Genomic DNA, 16,242 nt, shown 5'->3' on the forward strand with positions numbered 1-16,242 from the left:
TACGGTCACCGCATCACTCGTGAGGTACCTCGCCGACGTGCACCGGTTGCGTCGGTAGCTGCCGCTGACGGCGGCGCAGTCGTACCCGCAGCTGCCAGATCAGCAGGCCGGCGACGGCGACGACGGCCGCGGCGATCGCTCCGATCGTCAGCCATGACCACCATTTCCAGCCGTCACCGGGATACTCGTTGATCAGCGGACCACCTTCGCGCACAGTCAAATTCACAGTCTGCGAGGCGGCGCCGGTGGCTACGACGTCACCGGTCAGTGAGGCCCAGCGCGAGTCCGCCGCCCGGATGTAGTCGAAGTTCCGCTCGACCAACGACCAGTCGTCGGTCGCGCTGACGGCAAGAATCGTCCGGTTGTTCTGCGAGAAGACCTGCACCACGCCGACGGGTCCGTTGAAGTTCACGTCGCTGTCCGGTGTGCCACGGAAGCCCACTCCGTTGGTCTGCGCCAGCACCGTCGGCGTCAGGCCGGCACGCGAGAGATCCTCGCCGCGTCCCACCACCAGCAGGCCGCGGCCCGAGGTGGCGGCCGCAGGCAAGGCGTTGAGTTGTGGGCGCAAGGTGATGGCGGTCTGCTGTGCCATCAGATTGACTGCCTGCGCGGCGAATCGGAGATGGTCGGGCTGATCGACCACCACGTCGAAGTCCGGGGTGAAGGCCATCGGCAGGACCGCGAAACCGCCGCGATTATGCGTACCGGGGGTGACCGCCACGGTCGAGCCCGGATCGAGAGTGAACTGAATCCTGTTGCTCAGGGGCGCACATTCCTGGCTGGCGGTGTAGTGCAGTTCGATGGCGATGCCGACATTGGACTGCACCGATTCGCGCGGGATGACGCCGTTGACGTCGACGACACCGGACTCGTCGAGACGCTTCGACGCGAGCACGGTGCTGCCCGAACGAACCACCATGGATGCCTGGCCACCCAGCACCGGCGTGTAGTGCGCGATCAAGTGAAGTTTGGCTTCCTGGATCGGGCCGATGGCGAACTGACTGACATCGAACCCGACGTACAGCGTCGACGTGTTGGCAACCGAGGTCTGGCCGGTCATGTTCAACTGGCCAAATGTCTTGATATTGGTCGACTTCGGTGTGTCGGACTTCACCGCGGTGACCGCGGCCGAGTCAGTTTGCGCCAGCTTGATGCGCTGGTCGGCGAAGAGCTGAACCTGGCGGCTCAGGTCGTCACCCTTACCCGAAATCACCAGCACCGCGTCGGGAGAATTGGGATTCTCCACCAGCAGCCGCGCCGGCGCGATGTCGCGCAACTCGATGACCCGCCGGGTCGGCGAGCCCGGCGGCAGCGGGTCACTCGAGGTGTCGACGTCGACGCGTACCGGCATCGGCCGGTAGTGCTGGGTCAGCTTGGCCACCAGGTCGAGCGCGGCCTGCTGCTGCGCGCGGGATGGGGTGGGACCGGTCCGGATCACGATCTGGTCGGTGTAGCCGGGCTCGAAGTCGGACACCATGGCGGGGAACGGAGCCTGCCCGAGGAAGTTGACGGCCAGTTGACTCATCGTCAGCGACGGGAGCTGCGTACAGCTGTTACCCGGCGGGTTGGCGTCGCGCAGAACGAAACTCAACTTGGCCGACCCGTCGGTGACCTGCGCGGCGGAGAGGTCCACGGCGAACGGTACGGGTCCCAGTTCCGGCGGGATCACGATGGTGCCCAGCGTCGTTCCGCGGGCGTCGAGTACGTCGACACGACCGTCGGCGACATTGACAACCGAGTTGATCACGCCGGTGAGCACCCCGGGCACCACGCCCTCGGGCACCGGGACGTCGGTGTCCACCAATTGATTGCTGCCCACGATGTCGATGCGGTCCGATCGGCCCAGCTGCGGCCACGAGATGGGCGCTGTCACATTGGGTTCCGGCGGCGCCACCGCTTCCGGCGCGACTACCGGCTCGGTTTCGGGTGTCACTGGCTCCACCGGCGAGACCGGCTGCTCGCCGGGGTCTGGTTCGGCAGCGGCGCGCGGCATCGGACCACCCAGTAGGGCACAGGCCAGTAAGAGGCAGGCACACATGACCGCCCAAGCCCGAGACAGTGCCGTCATGACGCGGTCACCGAAACCCGGGTCGAGGACGGAGTGCTCAATCCATGCACGGTTTTCTCCCAATAGAACGGTCTGAAGAACAGCTGGTACACCGCTTTGAACGCGGCTATCGATTGAAGAACCCAATACCCGGGTGCCAGGAGGGCAGCCCACCAGAGCTGTGGCTTGCCCATCGCGACAACGGCGATGAGTCCGACGAACAGTGACATCGGCGCCGCCAGCATGAACAGCACCAGGCACAGGTAATAGGTGAGTGGCGGGAACATCAGTGTGACGGCGTGCGGGCGACCGATGATCCAGACCGCCATCGTCGACCACAGCAGCAGGTTGGAGGCGTTGGCCAGCGGAATCGCGCCGGTCATGTTGATCAACCGCAGCGTGGGGAGGATGCCGACTTCTTTACGCAGTTGTCCGGGGCGTCGCAGGTGCACGATCATCGTCTGCAGGTAGCCCTTGTACCACCGAGACCGCTGCCGGATCCAGTTGATCAGGTCAGCGTTGGCTTCTTCGAGCGTCAGCGAGTCCAAAATCATTGTGCGGTAGCCATTTCGGGCAAGGCGAACGCCGAGATCAGCGTCTTCGGTGACGTTGTGTTCGTCCCATCCGCCGATGTCGTGCCACACCTGTGTCCGCATGTGATTGGACGTGCCACCCAGGGGCACCACGCAGCGCGCCTTCTCGACCGCAGGCAGGACGGCGCCGAACCATTGGTCGTACTCCATCGAGAACCAGCGGGTGAGCAGGTTCTGGGATTCGTTGAAGTAGCCGAGTCGGGCCTGAAGGCATCCGACATCCGCTGGCAGCCGGCGGAACGCCACCACAGCGCGCCGCAGCTGCAGCGGGTCCGGAATGTCTTCGGCGTCGTAGATGGTGACCATCTCGCCGCGGAGCCCGGCCAGCGACATCCCGTAGTTGCACGCCTTCGGCTTCGTCTTGGGCAGGCTGTGCGGGACGAGGACGACTCGGATTCCCTTGATCGGCAACAGATGAAGCGCAGCCTGGGTGGCGATGTCGTCGTCCTCGACGAGCAACAGCACTTCCAGCTTGTCGTGCGGGTAGTTCAGGTTGCCAACGCCGTCGAGGAGGTTCTGGACGATCTCTGGTTCCTGGTAGACCGGCAGCAGCACGGTGTAGACGGGGAGATCGTCGTCGGCCACCGCCAGGGCGTCTTCGTCGCTGACCGACACCATCGCCAGCGAACGGATTCCCCGCAGCATCAACATGTTCCGGTCGATGGTGGACACGAGATACAGCGCTGCCGCGATCAGGGTCAGGATCGGGGGGACCGCGCGGGGAAAGGCCACGATGGCGGCGACGGTGACGGCGCCGAGCAGCAGCAGCACGAGCAGGGTTCGGGTGCCAAGCGCGGTGCGGGCAGACAGATGTGGCGCCAGCACGGCGGACGGCATGTTCTCAGGCACGTCTTGGCGCTCCGGCGGACAGGACGTCGGAGACGACCTGCCTGGCCCGCACGGTGACCAGCGGATCGGCGACGACGGAGGGGCTGGCTTGTTGGCGCGTGAGCCATAGCGCGGGGCCGGTCACGACGTCGTGCACCGTGAGCATGGCAGGCAGTGGCGGTGCGGCCTTGGAGACCGGGTCCTGATTGAGCACGACGAACACCTGCTGGTATTTGTCGCCCGCACGCCACAGCCAGGTGATCGCGTACCACTGGCTGGCGTCGGCGTCGGTGACGGACGACGAGTCGCTGCCGACGACACGCCCTTGTGGCACAGCGACATTGCCGAGGTTGATCGGTGCGTAATTGGGTGTGACGGCGGCGGGATACCAGACGACGTCGCGGTAGGCGCGCAGGGCTTCGAGGTTGTCGTCGGTGATCACATCGACCGCGGCCTGCGGATAACCGTCTCGGGCGGGCACGGTGTAGCGGGTGAAGCTGGCGTCGTTCCCGAGATAGCGATGGATGAAGCCGAAGTGCTGTGTGGGCACCAACCCCGACACCGTCTGCCAATTGGCGCGTGCCACTGCCGGCGATGACGCGCCGGCCAGGTTCGCGCTGTTGAGCACGAGCAGCAGGACCGATACCGCCGCGAGCAGTCCGACCGAGAGGAATGAGCGCCGCGGTACCGGCGTGTGCTCGACGTGCAGCTCCCACTGGCGCCGAGCGCCGAAGGCGTTCAGTGCCACGAACGACGCCACCGGCACCACTCCGGCGGACACGGCCACCGAAGCGATCAGTGGGACGTGCGCGAGAGCCATCGCGCAGGTGACACCGAAGAGGGCGGTTGCCATCGTGGCGGCCAACCGCCAGGCCAAGGCGTGTTGGCGCCCGGCCAGGAACACCGCGATCGCGCCGACGGCAGCGGCGACCGACGACGACGCGACGGTCGATCCGCCGAGCGCCGCGGTGAGCATCAGGTAGGGCACCGGTGTGACAGTGCACAGGGCGAACAGCCACAGCGGCCACTTGTTGGCGACCCGCCGAACGCCGAACAAGATGGTGCCCGCGACTGCGGTCCAGATGACGGCACCGATCAGGGGCAGGTGCCACAGGCCGGACAACGTCGGCAGGCGATGTTCCATCAGGAAGCGCAAGAGCAGTGCGAGGCCGCCGACTATCCCGGCCAGGATCCAGTCCGCCTCGGCGTCGCCCACTCCGCGCGGCGGCGCTGAGCAGCCGAACGCGACCATGGCCAGCAGGATTGGCAGCACGGCGAGGTAGGCGATCGGCGCGCCGCCCGCGATCGAGCGCGCGACCTCGAAGAAGATGCCGCCGAACGCGACGAGGGTGAACGCCAGCAGCAATGCCATCCGGCGCATGTGCCGCAGGGACGGCAACGTCCGCCGGTAGTGACGAGCTCGTGCCCGACTGGCCCGGCCGGCTTGCAGGGGGAGGGCAGGTGTCCCGACTAGGTTCAGCGTGAGCGAATCGCGGTGGTCGCTCACCAGCGCCGCCGAGGAGGCGCCTACCGGGATCGGGACCGTGTGGGGCTCGGAGGAGCTCGGCAGGGTCTTGGCCTTGCGGCCGGCCCAGCCGGCTGCGCGGGTCCGCAGAGGTGCGTGGGTGATGCGGTCGTCAGTGAGATCTGCGTACGTCGTCACACCGCTTCCTTCGCCCCGAAGTGTTTGCGCAATCCCCTGGCATACTTTGAATACAACTGGCTGGTGTGCAACTCAGGTGCTCAACGCACTAAATGCCTCGGAAATCATACAAATCCCGGCCAGATTCCGCACCCTTTGGCTCATTTTTCATAATTTGCCATATCTGCATGTCTGTGAACGTCTCTTAATTAACTCCTAAGTAATTTCGCTGGCGGGCTCGTGCCGGAAGGCCCTCGCTGCCGTCGCGGTGAGGTGTCCGGGTGTCACATCGATCGCGGTTACGGAAAGCTGTTGGGGTGACCGCCGCCCCCACCACGTCGATCTATATCGCGTCGCCCGAGGGTGACACCGGTAAGTCCACCGTCGCGCTCGGAATCCTGCACCGGCTGACCGCGATGGTGCCGAGGGCGGGGGTGTTCCGTCCGATCACGCGCCGAGAGAATCGCGACTACATCCTGGAGTTGTTGCTGGCGCACAGTAACGCCGGCCTGACGTACGAGGAATGCGTCGGCGTGACGTATCAGCGATTGCACGCCGATCCGGACGGAGCGATCGCCGACATCGTCGACCGCTATCACGAAGTGGCGGCGCGCTGTGATGCGGTCGTGATCGTCGGATCGGACTACACCGACGTTGCTACGCCGACCGAGCTGAGCGTGAACGCCCGCATCGCGGCCAACTTGGGCGCGCCGGTTCTGCTCTCGGTGCGCGCCCGCGATCGCTCCCCGCAGGAGGTCGCCGAAGTCATCGAGTTGTGCCTGGCCGAGCTGGCCACTCAGCACGCCCACACGGCGGCCGTGGTGGCCAACCGCGCCGATCCGGCCAAGCTCCACGCGGTGGCCGAGGCCTGCGCCAACCTGGGGCCGCGCGTGTACGTCATCCCTGAGGAGCCACTCCTGGTGGCACCGACGGTCGCCGACCTCAGCCATGCGGTCGACGGCGTTCTGGTGCACGGCGACGAATCGCTGCTCGGTCGCGAAGTGATGGGAGTGCTCGTGGCGGGGATGACCGCCGAGCACTGTCTGGAACGGCTCACCGAGGGCGTCGCCGTCATCACCCCAGGTGACCGCTCCGACGTGGTGCTGGCCGTCACCAGCGCGCATGCCGCCGAAGGCTTTCCCTCGCTGTCGGCGATCATCCTCAACGGCGGGTTACCGCTGCATCGCTCGATCGCCGAATTGGTGACGGGGCTCGGGCTACGACTGCCGATCATCGCCACCGACCTCGGCACGTTCGAGACCGCCAGTGCGGTGGCCGGGACCCGCGGCAGGGTGACAGCGACCTCACAGCGCAAGATCGACACCGCGATCGCGCTGATGGAGCGCTATGTCGACATCGACGACCTGCAGGACCGGCTCAGTCTGCCGATCCCCACGGTGACGACGCCGCAGATGTTCACCTATCAACTCATGGAGCGGGCGAGCGCCGATCGCAAGCGCATCGTTCTGCCGGAAGGGGACGAGGACCGGATCCTGCATGCGGCCGGCCGCCTGTTGCTCCGCGGTGTCGCCGACCTGACGATTCTGGGCGAGGAGGCTCAAGTCCGTTCCCGCGCAGCAGAACTGGGCGTCGATCTGAGCAAGGCGGCCGTTCTGAACCCGCGCACCAGCGAGCTCTGCGACGAGTTCGCCGCGCAATACGCCCAGCTTCGAAAGGCCAAGGGCGTAACGTTGGAGCAAGCCCGCGAGACCATGCACGACGTGTCGTATTTCGGAACAATGTTGGTGCACAACGGCATTGTCGACGGCATGGTCTCCGGTGCCGCGCACACCACGGCGCACACCGTGCGGCCCGCCCTCGAGATCATCAGGACTCGGCCCGATGTTTCGACGGTGTCCAGCATCTTCCTGATGTGCCTTGCCGATCGGGTCCTCGCCTACGGCGACTGCGCAATCGTGCCCGACCCGACCGCAGAACAACTTGCCGACATCGCGATCAGCTCCGCGCGCACCGCCGCGCAGTTCGGCATCGATCCGAGGGTGGCGATGCTGTCGTATTCCACGGGCGACTCGGGTAGCGGCAGTGGTGTCGAGAAGGTCAGGACCGCAACCGAATTGGTCCGGGAACGGGCACCCGAGCTCTTGGTGGAAGGTCCGATCCAGTATGACGCCGCCGTCGATCCGACCGTGGCCGCGGCCAAGATGCCGGGTTCCGCGGTGGCCGGCCGTGCGACCGTCCTGATCTTCCCGGACCTGAACACCGGCAACAACACCTATAAGGCGGTGCAGCGCAGCGCGGGCGCCATTGCCATCGGTCCGGTGTTGCAGGGACTCAACAAACCCGTCAACGATCTCTCGCGTGGCGCGCTCGTCGATGACATCGTCAATACCGTCGCGATCACCGCAATCCAAGCCCAGGGGGCCTGACCCGCGTTTTCGCGCACGTAGTGTGGCCAGTCCCGATAGCATGGCCTTTCGTCCTGGATGGGTGGGGATCAAGGGTGGGGGTCAGCGTGACGACGAGTAGCCGCCCAGGCGGTGATGGCTCCCCATCGCTGCGGTTTGCCTTCTTCACCGAGCTGTGTCTGCCGAGTATCGGCGGGCAGGAAATCTTCTTTCTCGAGCTGGGCGAGACGCTGGTCCGGCGGGGGCACGCGGTCGACATTTATTGCATCGGGCACGAACCGGGACTTTCCGCCAACGAGACGATCAACGGTGTGCAGGTCCATCGGAATCCCAACGGTGGGCACTACAAGAACCCCAGGATCAAGGCGCTGCGGCGCGACTGGTCCGACATCGCGAAGTACAGCGCCGGGATACGCAAAGTTGCCAAGAGCGGACGCCACGACTTCTATCTGCTGAACCAGTGGCCCCTCATGCATGTGGCGGCGTTGCCGAATCGGGTCCGTAAGCGTAGTGGCTTGCACTGGTGTGAGATCCGTGAAGATCCACTCCTGCGCGCACTGCAGGCGACACTTCCGCGGACGGTCAGTTCCAGCTTCGCCATCAGTGCATCGGTCGCGCAGGGAATTCTGGATGCGTCAGGGCGCCCGACGTTGGTCTTGCCGAGCGGAATCCAGCTCGAGCGGTACCGGTCGAAGCCGCGCAGCGAACGTTCCGGGGTGCTGGCCGTCGGACGGGTGGCGCCACACAAGAATCTCGAACTACTCATCGACGCGTTCGGTTTGGCGGCCGCGCGCGGCCTGACCGGTGATCTGACGATCGGCGGCGACGGGCCGGCACGAAGCGATGTCGAGGCCTACGCCCGCCAGTCGCCGGTCGCCGACCGCATCCACGTGCTGGGGTCGGTCACCGAAGAGAAGAAGATCGAACTGCTCTCGCAAGCCTCGATTCTGGGCATGCCGAGCAAGCGTGAAGGATTCCCGCGGGTGATCACCGAGGCAATGGCCAGCGGTCTGCCCGTGGTCACCGGTCGCTTCCCCGAGAATGGCTCGACGGCCATCGTGTCTCAATACAGCTCGGGCATCGTCTGCGGAACAGAGCCCGCCGAATTCGCCGACGCACTGCTGGCCGTGGAAGCCGAGTGGGATGGCTATTCGCGCGCAGGACTCGCCGCCGCCCAGACACTGGACTGGTCGGATATCGCACGCACGCTCGAGGAGCGGGTACGTGAAGTGATCGCCCACTGACGGCCGAATCGGCAGATCGGGAAGGAAAGCGCATGCGAGTTCTGGTAACGGGTGGCGCCGGCTTCGTCGGCAAGGAGTTGGTCGGCATCCTTCGCGATCAATCCGAGCTGTTGGTGGTCGACATGTTGCGCTACGGCATGCCCGATTGGTTGGAGCGGCCCGACGGATTTCAGTTCAGCCGCACCGACATCCGCGATGCCGGTGCCGTCGCCGAGGTGGTCGGCGGTTTCGCGCCCGACGTCGTCGTGCACCTCGCCGCGATTCACTACATCCCGGAGTGCGACAAGGATCCGGCAAATGCGGTGGCCACCAACGTCACCGGCACCGTCAACATGCTGGCCGCGTGCGCCCCGGGTACCCGGTTCGTCTTCGCGAGCAGTGGGGCGGTGTACAAGCCCGACGAGGCGCCGCACCAGGAGTTGACGTCGGTTGTCGAGCCCGCCGATATCTACGGCTTCACCAAACTGCATGGCGAGGCCTACGTGCGATCCCTGGCCACCAGCAGGCAGCTCACGGGCGTCAATGTCCGGCTGTTCAACGTGATCGGCCCTGGCGAGACGAACCCACACCTGTTGCCTGCGCTCATGGATCAGCTCCGCAATGGCTCCGACGTCCTCGAGGTCGGAAACACTTGGCCCAAGCGCGATTACATCGACGTCGTCGACGCCGCGGGTGGCTTCGCCGCTGCGGCTCTGGGTGACGGGCCCGGGCCCGGCGAATGCGAAACCGTGAATTTGTCCAGTGGTGACCAGTATTCGGTCGATGAGATTCTCGAACGGCTGCAGACGGTGCTCGGGCTGAAGTTCGAGGTGCGGCAGAGTCCGGATCGGATGAGAGCGGTCGATCGCCCGTTCCTGGGCGCTGACATCAGTCGCATCGGGGACAAGTTCGGCTGGACCCCTCAGTACAGCCTCGAGTCCAGTCTGGAGCGTGCGTGGGCCAGCCGCGACTCGCTGCCCGACCTGCGCGGCCGACTGAAGTAGGAGGCACGTAACCGATGGAGGACGGCACCGAAGTCGACTTGCTGTTTGATGTACGACACATCAATCAGAGCGGGATCGGTACCTACATCGTCACCCAGTTGCCCTGCCTTCAGGACGTTTTCGCCGAACACGGACTCGCCCTTGCCGTCCTGGCCAACCAGGCCAGCCGGCCGGCGGTGGATGAACGCACGCGGGTTGTGCTGTCCCACCCCCAGGATGCGCCGATGTATTCGATGCAGGAGCAGAAGGCGTGGGCGAACGCACTGAGTGCCACTCGGCCCCGGGCCATGTGGGTGCCGCACTACCCGTTCCCGGTGTCGCTGCTGGCACCGGCGAACCGGGGTGTGCGCAGTTTTGTCACCGTCCACGACACTCTGCACATCATGCCGCGCGAGATCAACGACCAGCCGCTGCCCAAGCGGATGTATGCCCGCACCATGTTGACCCTGGATGCTCGGCGCGCCACGAAGATCTTCACGCCGTCGCACGCGACGGCGAAGACTCTGCTCGCCGCACGGCCGTCGGCGCGGGTGCTGGTCACCCCGCTCGGACTCGACGAAATCTGGTTTGAGCCAGTCGATCCGAGCCTCTCGCCGGTGCAGAGTCCCTACATCGTCTACGTCGGCAACACGAAGTGGCACAAGAATCTGACGGTTCTGCTCGAGGCGTTCGAGCAGGTCGCCGATTCGATCCCGCACAAGCTGGTGATCGCCGGGGGAGGGGAGGTGGTGAAGACGGTCGACAGCCGTGTCGACGCGCTGGCCTCGAGGCGCCCGGACCGCATCGTCATCAGCGGCCGACTTGACTTCTCCGCGCTGCGCTCGCTGGTCGCCGGAGCCGACCTGTTGGTCATGCCATCACTGCACGAAGGCGTCGGACTGCCACCGCTGGAGGCAATGGCGTCGCACACGGCGGTTCTGTCGTCGCGCATTCCCGCGCTGGAAGAAACCTGTGGAGACGGGGCTGACTACTTCGATCCTCGGGATCCCCGCGAGTTGGCCGGGCTGCTGCGCACCTACTGCGGCGATGCCGAAGCCCGAACCGCATTGGCGGAGCGGGGTTTCGCTCACGTGACGCAACGGCAGTCGCGGATCTCGTTGCCCGCCACGGCCGAGGCGATATGCGCTGAGCTGGCGAAATCACGCGGTGGGCTAAGGTAGCGCAGGTGAACGACAGTGTGGCGAATCCGGCGGCTCCGAGGGTCGGTGTCGCCATCACCACTGTCGGGCGATGGGATGCGCTGCGCGGTCTGCTCGATGACCTGGCCAACCAATCACAACGGCCGCACGCGGTGGCGATCGCCCACCACGATGCCGCCGCCGCGGGCGATCTGGAGGCGCTGGTCGACGCGTTCGCCGACAAGCTGACAATCACCACGGTCGTCAGCCCGCGCGGGATCTCCAACGGGCGTAACGCGGCGGCCGGGACGTTCGGCGATGACGTCGACTGGCTCTGGTTTCCCAACGACACCAGCCGAATTGACTCCGACTTTCTGCAACGGGTCGCACCGCACCTGGCACCCGAGGTCGCCGTTTGTGCGGTACAGCTGGTCGATCGAGAAGGTCCCAGAAACGTGCTGCCGCCGAAGGGCACCCCGGTGGACCGACGCAACATCTGGGGTCCGATCGAACCCGCCACCTTGTTCAGGCGGCGGGATTTCCTGCGGGCCGGGGGATTTGACCCGGGAATCGGATCCGGCGCCGGCACACCTTGGCAGGCCGGTGAGGGTACCGATCTGTTGTTCCGGATGTCGGAGCAGGACGGCTTTGCGATCGCATGGGTCGACGACATCGCTGTGCGTGCCCAAACCGAGTTCGCCCATCTGACCCCGAAGGAACGCCGCCGCAAGAACAGGTGCTACGGGCGCGGCACCGGCTATCTGTACCGGCGGTGGAAATACCCTGCGTGGCAGCGGTTCCGACACATCGTCGGTGCCGCTCTGATGCCACTGAGAAACCCCGACAAGTTCCAGCTCCGAGACGGTCTGGCACTCACGGTCGGTCGCGCCGAGGGCATCTTCGGCAGAGTCGTTCCCGGCGATCAGGACAATCGGGCCATCTTGCGATGATCAGTCCCGGAGCTCATCGATGACGCGATGGAGGGTCCTCGCGCGGGTGCTGGCGCTCGTGCTGATCGCGTGCACGGTCCTTTCCTGCCAGTCGGAGTCGCCGGCGAGCCGGGTCCCGATCGGGATGACGGTGCACCCGCGCGACGCGGACGCGGCCAATATCGTGCGGCAATTCGAACTGATGGCGGCCATGCATGTTACGTGGGTCCGAGTGGATCTGGCCTGGGCGTGGATGGAAAGCCAACAGGGCGAACTGGATTGGGGCTATCCCGACAGGATTGTGCAGGAAGCCAACGCCAGAGGCATGAAGGTTCTCTGTGTGTTCTCGTCCACGCCCAAGTGGGCGCGCTCGGCCGATGCCGGCGACAGCGCCGAGAGCAACTATGCGCGCCCGGTGGACTTGACCAGCTATGCGAACTTCGCCCGGGTCGCTGTCGAGCGCTACGCACCGCGAGGGGTTCACAACTGGGAGATATGGAACGAACCCAACGTTCGCCAATTCTGGCCGCCAAAACCCGATGCCGACGAGTACGGCAGATTGTTCAAAGCCATTGTGCCGGCAGTACGAGAGGCCGACCCGAACGCCACGGTGTTGATCGGTGGCTTGTCCCCGAAGTACCAGTCATCAGAGAACGAGGAGTCTCCGCTCGACTACCTCGAACAGCTCTACGCCAACGGGACAGCGCAATTGGCCGATGCGATTGCCGCCCACCCCTACACCTTTCCGGCGTTGCCGATGGCCAAGAAGCAGCGGATGGTCGGCGGCTTCAAGAGTCTGCCCACCATGCACGAGATCATGGTCAAACACGGTGACGGTGCAAAGAAGATCTGGATCACCGAGTACGGTGCTCCGACAGGCACCAGTGCGAACGCGGTCTCTGAAGATGCGCAGGCCCGCGCCCTGATACTTGCCCGTCAAGAGCTGGCTCAGTGGGATTGGGCCGGACCGCTGATCTACTACGAATTGGTCGACGGTGGAACCGATCCCAATTACGATCAAGACAATTTCGGTGTCTTCCGCAAGAATCTCGATCCCAAGCCGGCAGCTGAGGCGTTGTTGGAAGCCGCTTCCCACGGCGGTGCATAGGGCGTGAAACGTCCGGCGCATCAGGCGAGAATCGGGCCGGTTCAATTCAGTCCCAAACGGGCGGCTCCGTGTTCTCAACTGGCTAGAATCGGGCCGTGACGTCTCCCGATAGCGGTTCCCTACAGGGAACGGCTGTCCGCGGCGGGGCCGCCGTCATGCTCGGTCAGGTAGCGCGCACCGTGATTCAGTTGATCGGCCTGATCCTGCTGGCCCGCTTGCTCAGTCCGGCCGATTTCGGGTTGGTCGCCATGGTCACCTCGATCATCGGGGTGACCTCCGTGTTGAGCGATTTCGGTCTTTCACTGGCCATCATGCGGGACGCGAACCTTGAGCGGGCGATCCGCGACAGCCTGTTCTACATCAGTGTGGTGATGGCTGTCGTGACGGCGGGCTTGGTGTGGCTCGCGGCGCCGTTGATCGCCGACTTCTACAGTGAGCCGCGGCTCGAAGAGGTGACCCGATGGCTGGCGGCCTCGATCTGTATCGCCGGTCTGGCGCCGCAGTTTCGGGCGGAATTGGCGCGCACGCTCAAGTTCGGGGCGTTGGCATCCGTCGACACCATCGCGCAGGGTGTGGCCTTGGTCGCGGCGTGCATAGCCGCGATACGGGGTGCCGGATACTGGGCGGTGGTGATCCAGCAGGGCACGGCCGCCGTCGCCCTCGTCATGTTGTTGGTGGTGCTGTCGCGCTATATGCCGCGTTCGCGGCCGAGTCTGCGTGGGGTCAAGGAACACGTGACACTGGGTGCGACATCGCTGGGCATCGACGTGACGAACTACGCAGCCGTTTACGCGGCCCCAACGGCGGTCGGCCACGCGCTCGGCGCTGCGGCTGTCGGGTTGTACTCGCGGGCGTTCCAGCTCGTGGCGTTTCCCCTCGTCCAATTGGCCGGGCCGCTCACGCGGGTGATGGTGCCGATCCTGTCGCGTGTGGACTCCGGACCACCACTGGTCGCCGCGGCCAAGCGGGTCCAGCTGGCGATGGCCTACGCACTCTTGCCGTTCCTGGTCTTCATCATCGTCGGTGGGGCTGACCTCATCGAGATCATGTTCGGGCCGGTGTGGCGCCCGTCAGGGCAACTCGCTCAGATTCTCGCCGTTGGCGGAATCTTTCAGATCTTCGGATATGTGAACTACTGGTTGTTCACGCACAAGGGGCGGCTGGGATTTCTGTGGGCTCTTGATGCGTCGGTCTGGGTGCCGATAACGGCGATGTATTTCATCTTCAACACCAGGGGAGCGGAGTGGGTCGCCTCGCTCTATGCCCTTAGCCTGGTGCTGAACTGGCTCGTGTCGACCACGATCGGGTTGCCCAGGCTCGGATTCCCCGCGCGAGAATTTCTGCTGCCGTCGCTGAAACGCCTCGTCTACTTGATTCCGGTGGTGGCAATCGGACTGGTCGTCAGCGAGGTGTTGACTCGCGTTGGCTGGCACGCGATCTGGGTGTTGACAGCTACGACGGTCTCATCGTTGGCGGTGGTCGCCGGGCTGCTGCTCGTACCGAACTTTCGTAGCGAAATGCGGGAGTTTCTCGCAGTTCTGGGGAATGTTCGGAAGCGCAAAGTTTGATCGAAGCGATCGCGAGGCGCTGCTCTATTCGGCTCCGATTGTCTGTCCGATCTTCGGCGCTGGCATTCTCCAGGTGGTCGCCCCGCCCTTGGTGAAAAGGCAAGGGGTGATTGCCCCTCCGCACTCACGCTCCAGGTTCTCGGCAACTTCGATACGCCGGCGAGGGTCGACGATCATCATCAGGAAGCCACCACCGCCGGCGCCTGAGACCTTGCCGGCCACCATGCCGTGAGATGCCGCCACCTGATATGCCCGTTCGATCTCCGGGTTGGAGATTCGCGAGGCGAGCCGTTTCTTTGCTTCCCAGCCCCGAAGCAGAGAGTCTGCGAAGCCGGGCATATCGCCCACCACGAGAAGGTCTTTCATCTCAAGTGCTTCTGCCCGAATGGTGTGAGTCGCCGCCAGGGCATCCTCGTCGCGTTCCACCACGTGCCGCTGCTGTTCGGCAATGACCTCTGAGGACAACCGTGATACTCCACCGAAATACAGAAGCAGCGACGCCTCCAGTTCCGCTATCACCTCACGACGTATGCGAAGCGGGTTGACGATCACGTCGCCGCTGCGATGGCATTCCATGAAGTTGAAGCCACCGAACGCCGCGGCGTAGTGATCCTGCCAGCCGCCTGCCATGCCGAGATCGACGCGTTCGATCTCCCACGCCGTGCGGGCCAGCTCGTACGGTCCAGGCGATACGCCGATCAGTTCGCATGTGGTGATCAGCATGGCGACCACGAGCGCCGACGATGAGCCCAGTCCAGAACCCGGGGGTGCGTCGACCTGTGTCGCAAGGTCGAGCGCAAACGGTACGCCGCCGTTGAAGTCTGAGACCACTCGCCGGTAGACAGCGACATGCAGCGGAAAGGCCGCCTCGAGCGAGGGGAGATCGTCGATGTGGGCTTCGCCGGCCCGCGACCGATCGGGGGAACGAAATGCCACTGTCTTTCCGGCTTTTCGCTCGGCGAACGCATACGCGTACTTGTCGATGGTGGCATTGAGAATGCGCCCACCGAATTCGGTCGAATACGGATCTACGTCTGTGCCGCCGCCGCCCAGACCCAGGCGCAACGGTGCCCGTCCACGCAGGCATGTCATACGGGATCTCCCCTCGGCTCAGCCATCTCTGTCGACAAGGACCCACGACGCCCAGGCCGCGCGCTCCGCGGCAACCGTCCGCGAAAGGCGCCAGGGTCCCGCTCGCTACGTCTGGGGAGCGAAGAGCGCGTATTCGACATGCTCGGATATGGCGTGGATGAAGACGATATGGGATTCCTGGATCCGGCCTGTGTCTCGGGATGGCACATTGATCAAGAAATCTGCGAGCCCCGCGAGCTGACCACCGGACTCGCCGGTCATGGCCACCACCGCGACCCCCAACTGCTTGGCTGTGGTCGCGGCCCGAATGACGTTTGCGGAATTGCCAGAGGTGCTGATCGCCACGAGTGTGTCACCCGGGCGGGCGGAGGCCTCGAGGGCCCGGGCAAAGACTGTGTCGTAGTCGTAGTCGTTTGCGACCGCTGTCATGTGGGAGGAATTGGCATGGAGCGCCTCAGCGCCGAGTGGTGGTCGATCGAAGATGAAATGGCCGGTCAGCTCGGCTGCGAAGTGCTGGGCGTCCGCCGCGCTGCCACCGTTCCCGCACATGAAGACCCGGGCTCCGGCCCGGTAGCCGACAATCAGGTGATCCCCTACCGCCCGAGCGGTTTCCAGCAACACTGCGTCGCTGACGATCCGCGTTTTGACCGCGATCGTGTCTGAGAAAATCTCCTCGACGGTCCTCATGCTGACCCCTTCGCCGACACCCCCGAATGCCAATGGC

General features: G+C 64.9%; 12 protein-coding genes. 7 read left to right on the plus strand and 5 right to left on the minus strand.

The features are described 5' to 3' along the window. Window positions 1–13: 13 nt before the first annotated feature. The 3 genes from EV580_RS27070 to EV580_RS27080 form a co-directional block, all read right to left on the minus strand. Entirely contained in the window at window positions 14–1,993 is a 1,980-nt protein-coding gene (locus tag EV580_RS27070) for a hypothetical protein (RefSeq protein ID WP_133695292.1), read from the minus strand. Window positions 1,994–2,064: 71 nt separating this feature from the next. Beyond that, window positions 2,065–3,477, minus strand: coding sequence for a glycosyltransferase family 2 protein (locus tag EV580_RS27075; RefSeq protein WP_133695959.1), 1,413 nt, complete (start codon window positions 3,475–3,477; stop codon window positions 2,065–2,067). Between the two features lie 4 nt (window positions 3,478–3,481). Then, window positions 3,482–5,131, minus strand: a complete 1,650-nt coding sequence (locus tag EV580_RS27080) for a hypothetical protein (protein WP_133695294.1) — start codon at window positions 5,129–5,131, stop codon at window positions 3,482–3,484. Window positions 5,132–5,427: 296 nt separating this feature from the next. On the opposite strand from EV580_RS27080, the gene pta reads away from it, so the two are divergent. From pta to EV580_RS27115, 7 genes are all read left to right on the plus strand, one after another. Then, complete coding sequence (gene pta / locus EV580_RS27085) at window positions 5,428–7,497, plus strand: phosphate acetyltransferase (RefSeq protein WP_133695296.1); 2,070 nt, start codon at window positions 5,428–5,430, stop codon at window positions 7,495–7,497. 86 nt (window positions 7,498–7,583) lie between these two features. Further along, window positions 7,584–8,720, plus strand: a complete 1,137-nt coding sequence (locus EV580_RS27090; RefSeq protein ID WP_286171876.1) for a glycosyltransferase family 4 protein — start codon at window positions 7,584–7,586, stop codon at window positions 8,718–8,720. Window positions 8,721–8,752: 32 nt separating this feature from the next. Then, entirely contained in the window at window positions 8,753–9,703 is a 951-nt protein-coding gene (locus tag EV580_RS27095) for an NAD-dependent epimerase/dehydratase family protein (protein WP_133695298.1), read from the plus strand. A gap of 14 nt (window positions 9,704–9,717) precedes the next feature. Then, window positions 9,718–10,863, plus strand: a complete 1,146-nt coding sequence (locus tag EV580_RS27100; RefSeq protein WP_133695299.1) for a glycosyltransferase family 4 protein — start codon at window positions 9,718–9,720, stop codon at window positions 10,861–10,863. A 5-nt stretch (window positions 10,864–10,868) separates the two neighbouring features. Beyond that, window positions 10,869–11,771, plus strand: coding sequence for a glycosyltransferase family 2 protein (locus tag EV580_RS27105; RefSeq protein ID WP_133695301.1), 903 nt, complete (start codon window positions 10,869–10,871; stop codon window positions 11,769–11,771). Between the two features lie 19 nt (window positions 11,772–11,790). Continuing rightward, window positions 11,791–12,858 (plus strand): cellulase family glycosylhydrolase, encoded by a 1,068-nt coding sequence (locus EV580_RS27110; RefSeq protein ID WP_133695302.1) that lies wholly within the window; start codon window positions 11,791–11,793, stop codon window positions 12,856–12,858. Between the two features lie 95 nt (window positions 12,859–12,953). Continuing rightward, window positions 12,954–14,426 (plus strand): lipopolysaccharide biosynthesis protein, encoded by a 1,473-nt coding sequence (locus EV580_RS27115; protein ID WP_133695304.1) that lies wholly within the window; start codon window positions 12,954–12,956, stop codon window positions 14,424–14,426. A gap of 24 nt (window positions 14,427–14,450) precedes the next feature. Here the strand turns inward: EV580_RS27115 and EV580_RS27120 are convergent, their stop codons facing one another. Further along, window positions 14,451–15,518: a GHMP family kinase ATP-binding protein gene (locus tag EV580_RS27120; protein WP_133695305.1), complete on the minus strand. Its 1,068-nt coding sequence runs from the start codon at window positions 15,516–15,518 to the stop codon at window positions 14,451–14,453. Between the two features lie 105 nt (window positions 15,519–15,623). After that, window positions 15,624–16,205, minus strand: a complete 582-nt coding sequence (locus tag EV580_RS27125) for a D-sedoheptulose 7-phosphate isomerase (protein ID WP_133695307.1) — start codon at window positions 16,203–16,205, stop codon at window positions 15,624–15,626. Window positions 16,206–16,242: the final 37 nt, after the last annotated feature.

This window comes from Mycobacterium sp. BK086 (assembly GCA_004362315.1).
Classification (GTDB): Bacteria; Actinomycetota; Actinomycetes; order Mycobacteriales; family Mycobacteriaceae; genus Mycobacterium.

Excerpts from the sequence above, each read along its gene's own strand:
- EV580_RS27070 (WP_133695292.1), bottom strand. The coding sequence starts at position 1,993 with ATGCCGCGCGCCGCTGCCGAACCAGACCCCGGCGAGCAGCCGGTCTCG.
- EV580_RS27075 (WP_133695959.1), bottom strand. The coding sequence starts at position 3,477 with ATGCCGTCCGCCGTGCTGGCGCCACATCTGTCTGCCCGCACCGCGCTT.
- EV580_RS27095 (WP_133695298.1), top strand. The coding sequence starts at position 8,753 with ATGCGAGTTCTGGTAACGGGTGGCGCCGGCTTCGTCGGCAAGGAGTTG.
- EV580_RS27100 (WP_133695299.1), top strand. The coding sequence starts at position 9,718 with ATGGAGGACGGCACCGAAGTCGACTTGCTGTTTGATGTACGACACATC.
- EV580_RS27110 (WP_133695302.1), top strand. The coding sequence starts at position 11,791 with ATGACGCGATGGAGGGTCCTCGCGCGGGTGCTGGCGCTCGTGCTGATC.
- EV580_RS27120 (WP_133695305.1), bottom strand. The coding sequence starts at position 15,518 with ATGACATGCCTGCGTGGACGGGCACCGTTGCGCCTGGGTCTGGGCGGC.
- EV580_RS27125 (WP_133695307.1), bottom strand. The coding sequence starts at position 16,205 with ATGAGGACCGTCGAGGAGATTTTCTCAGACACGATCGCGGTCAAAACG.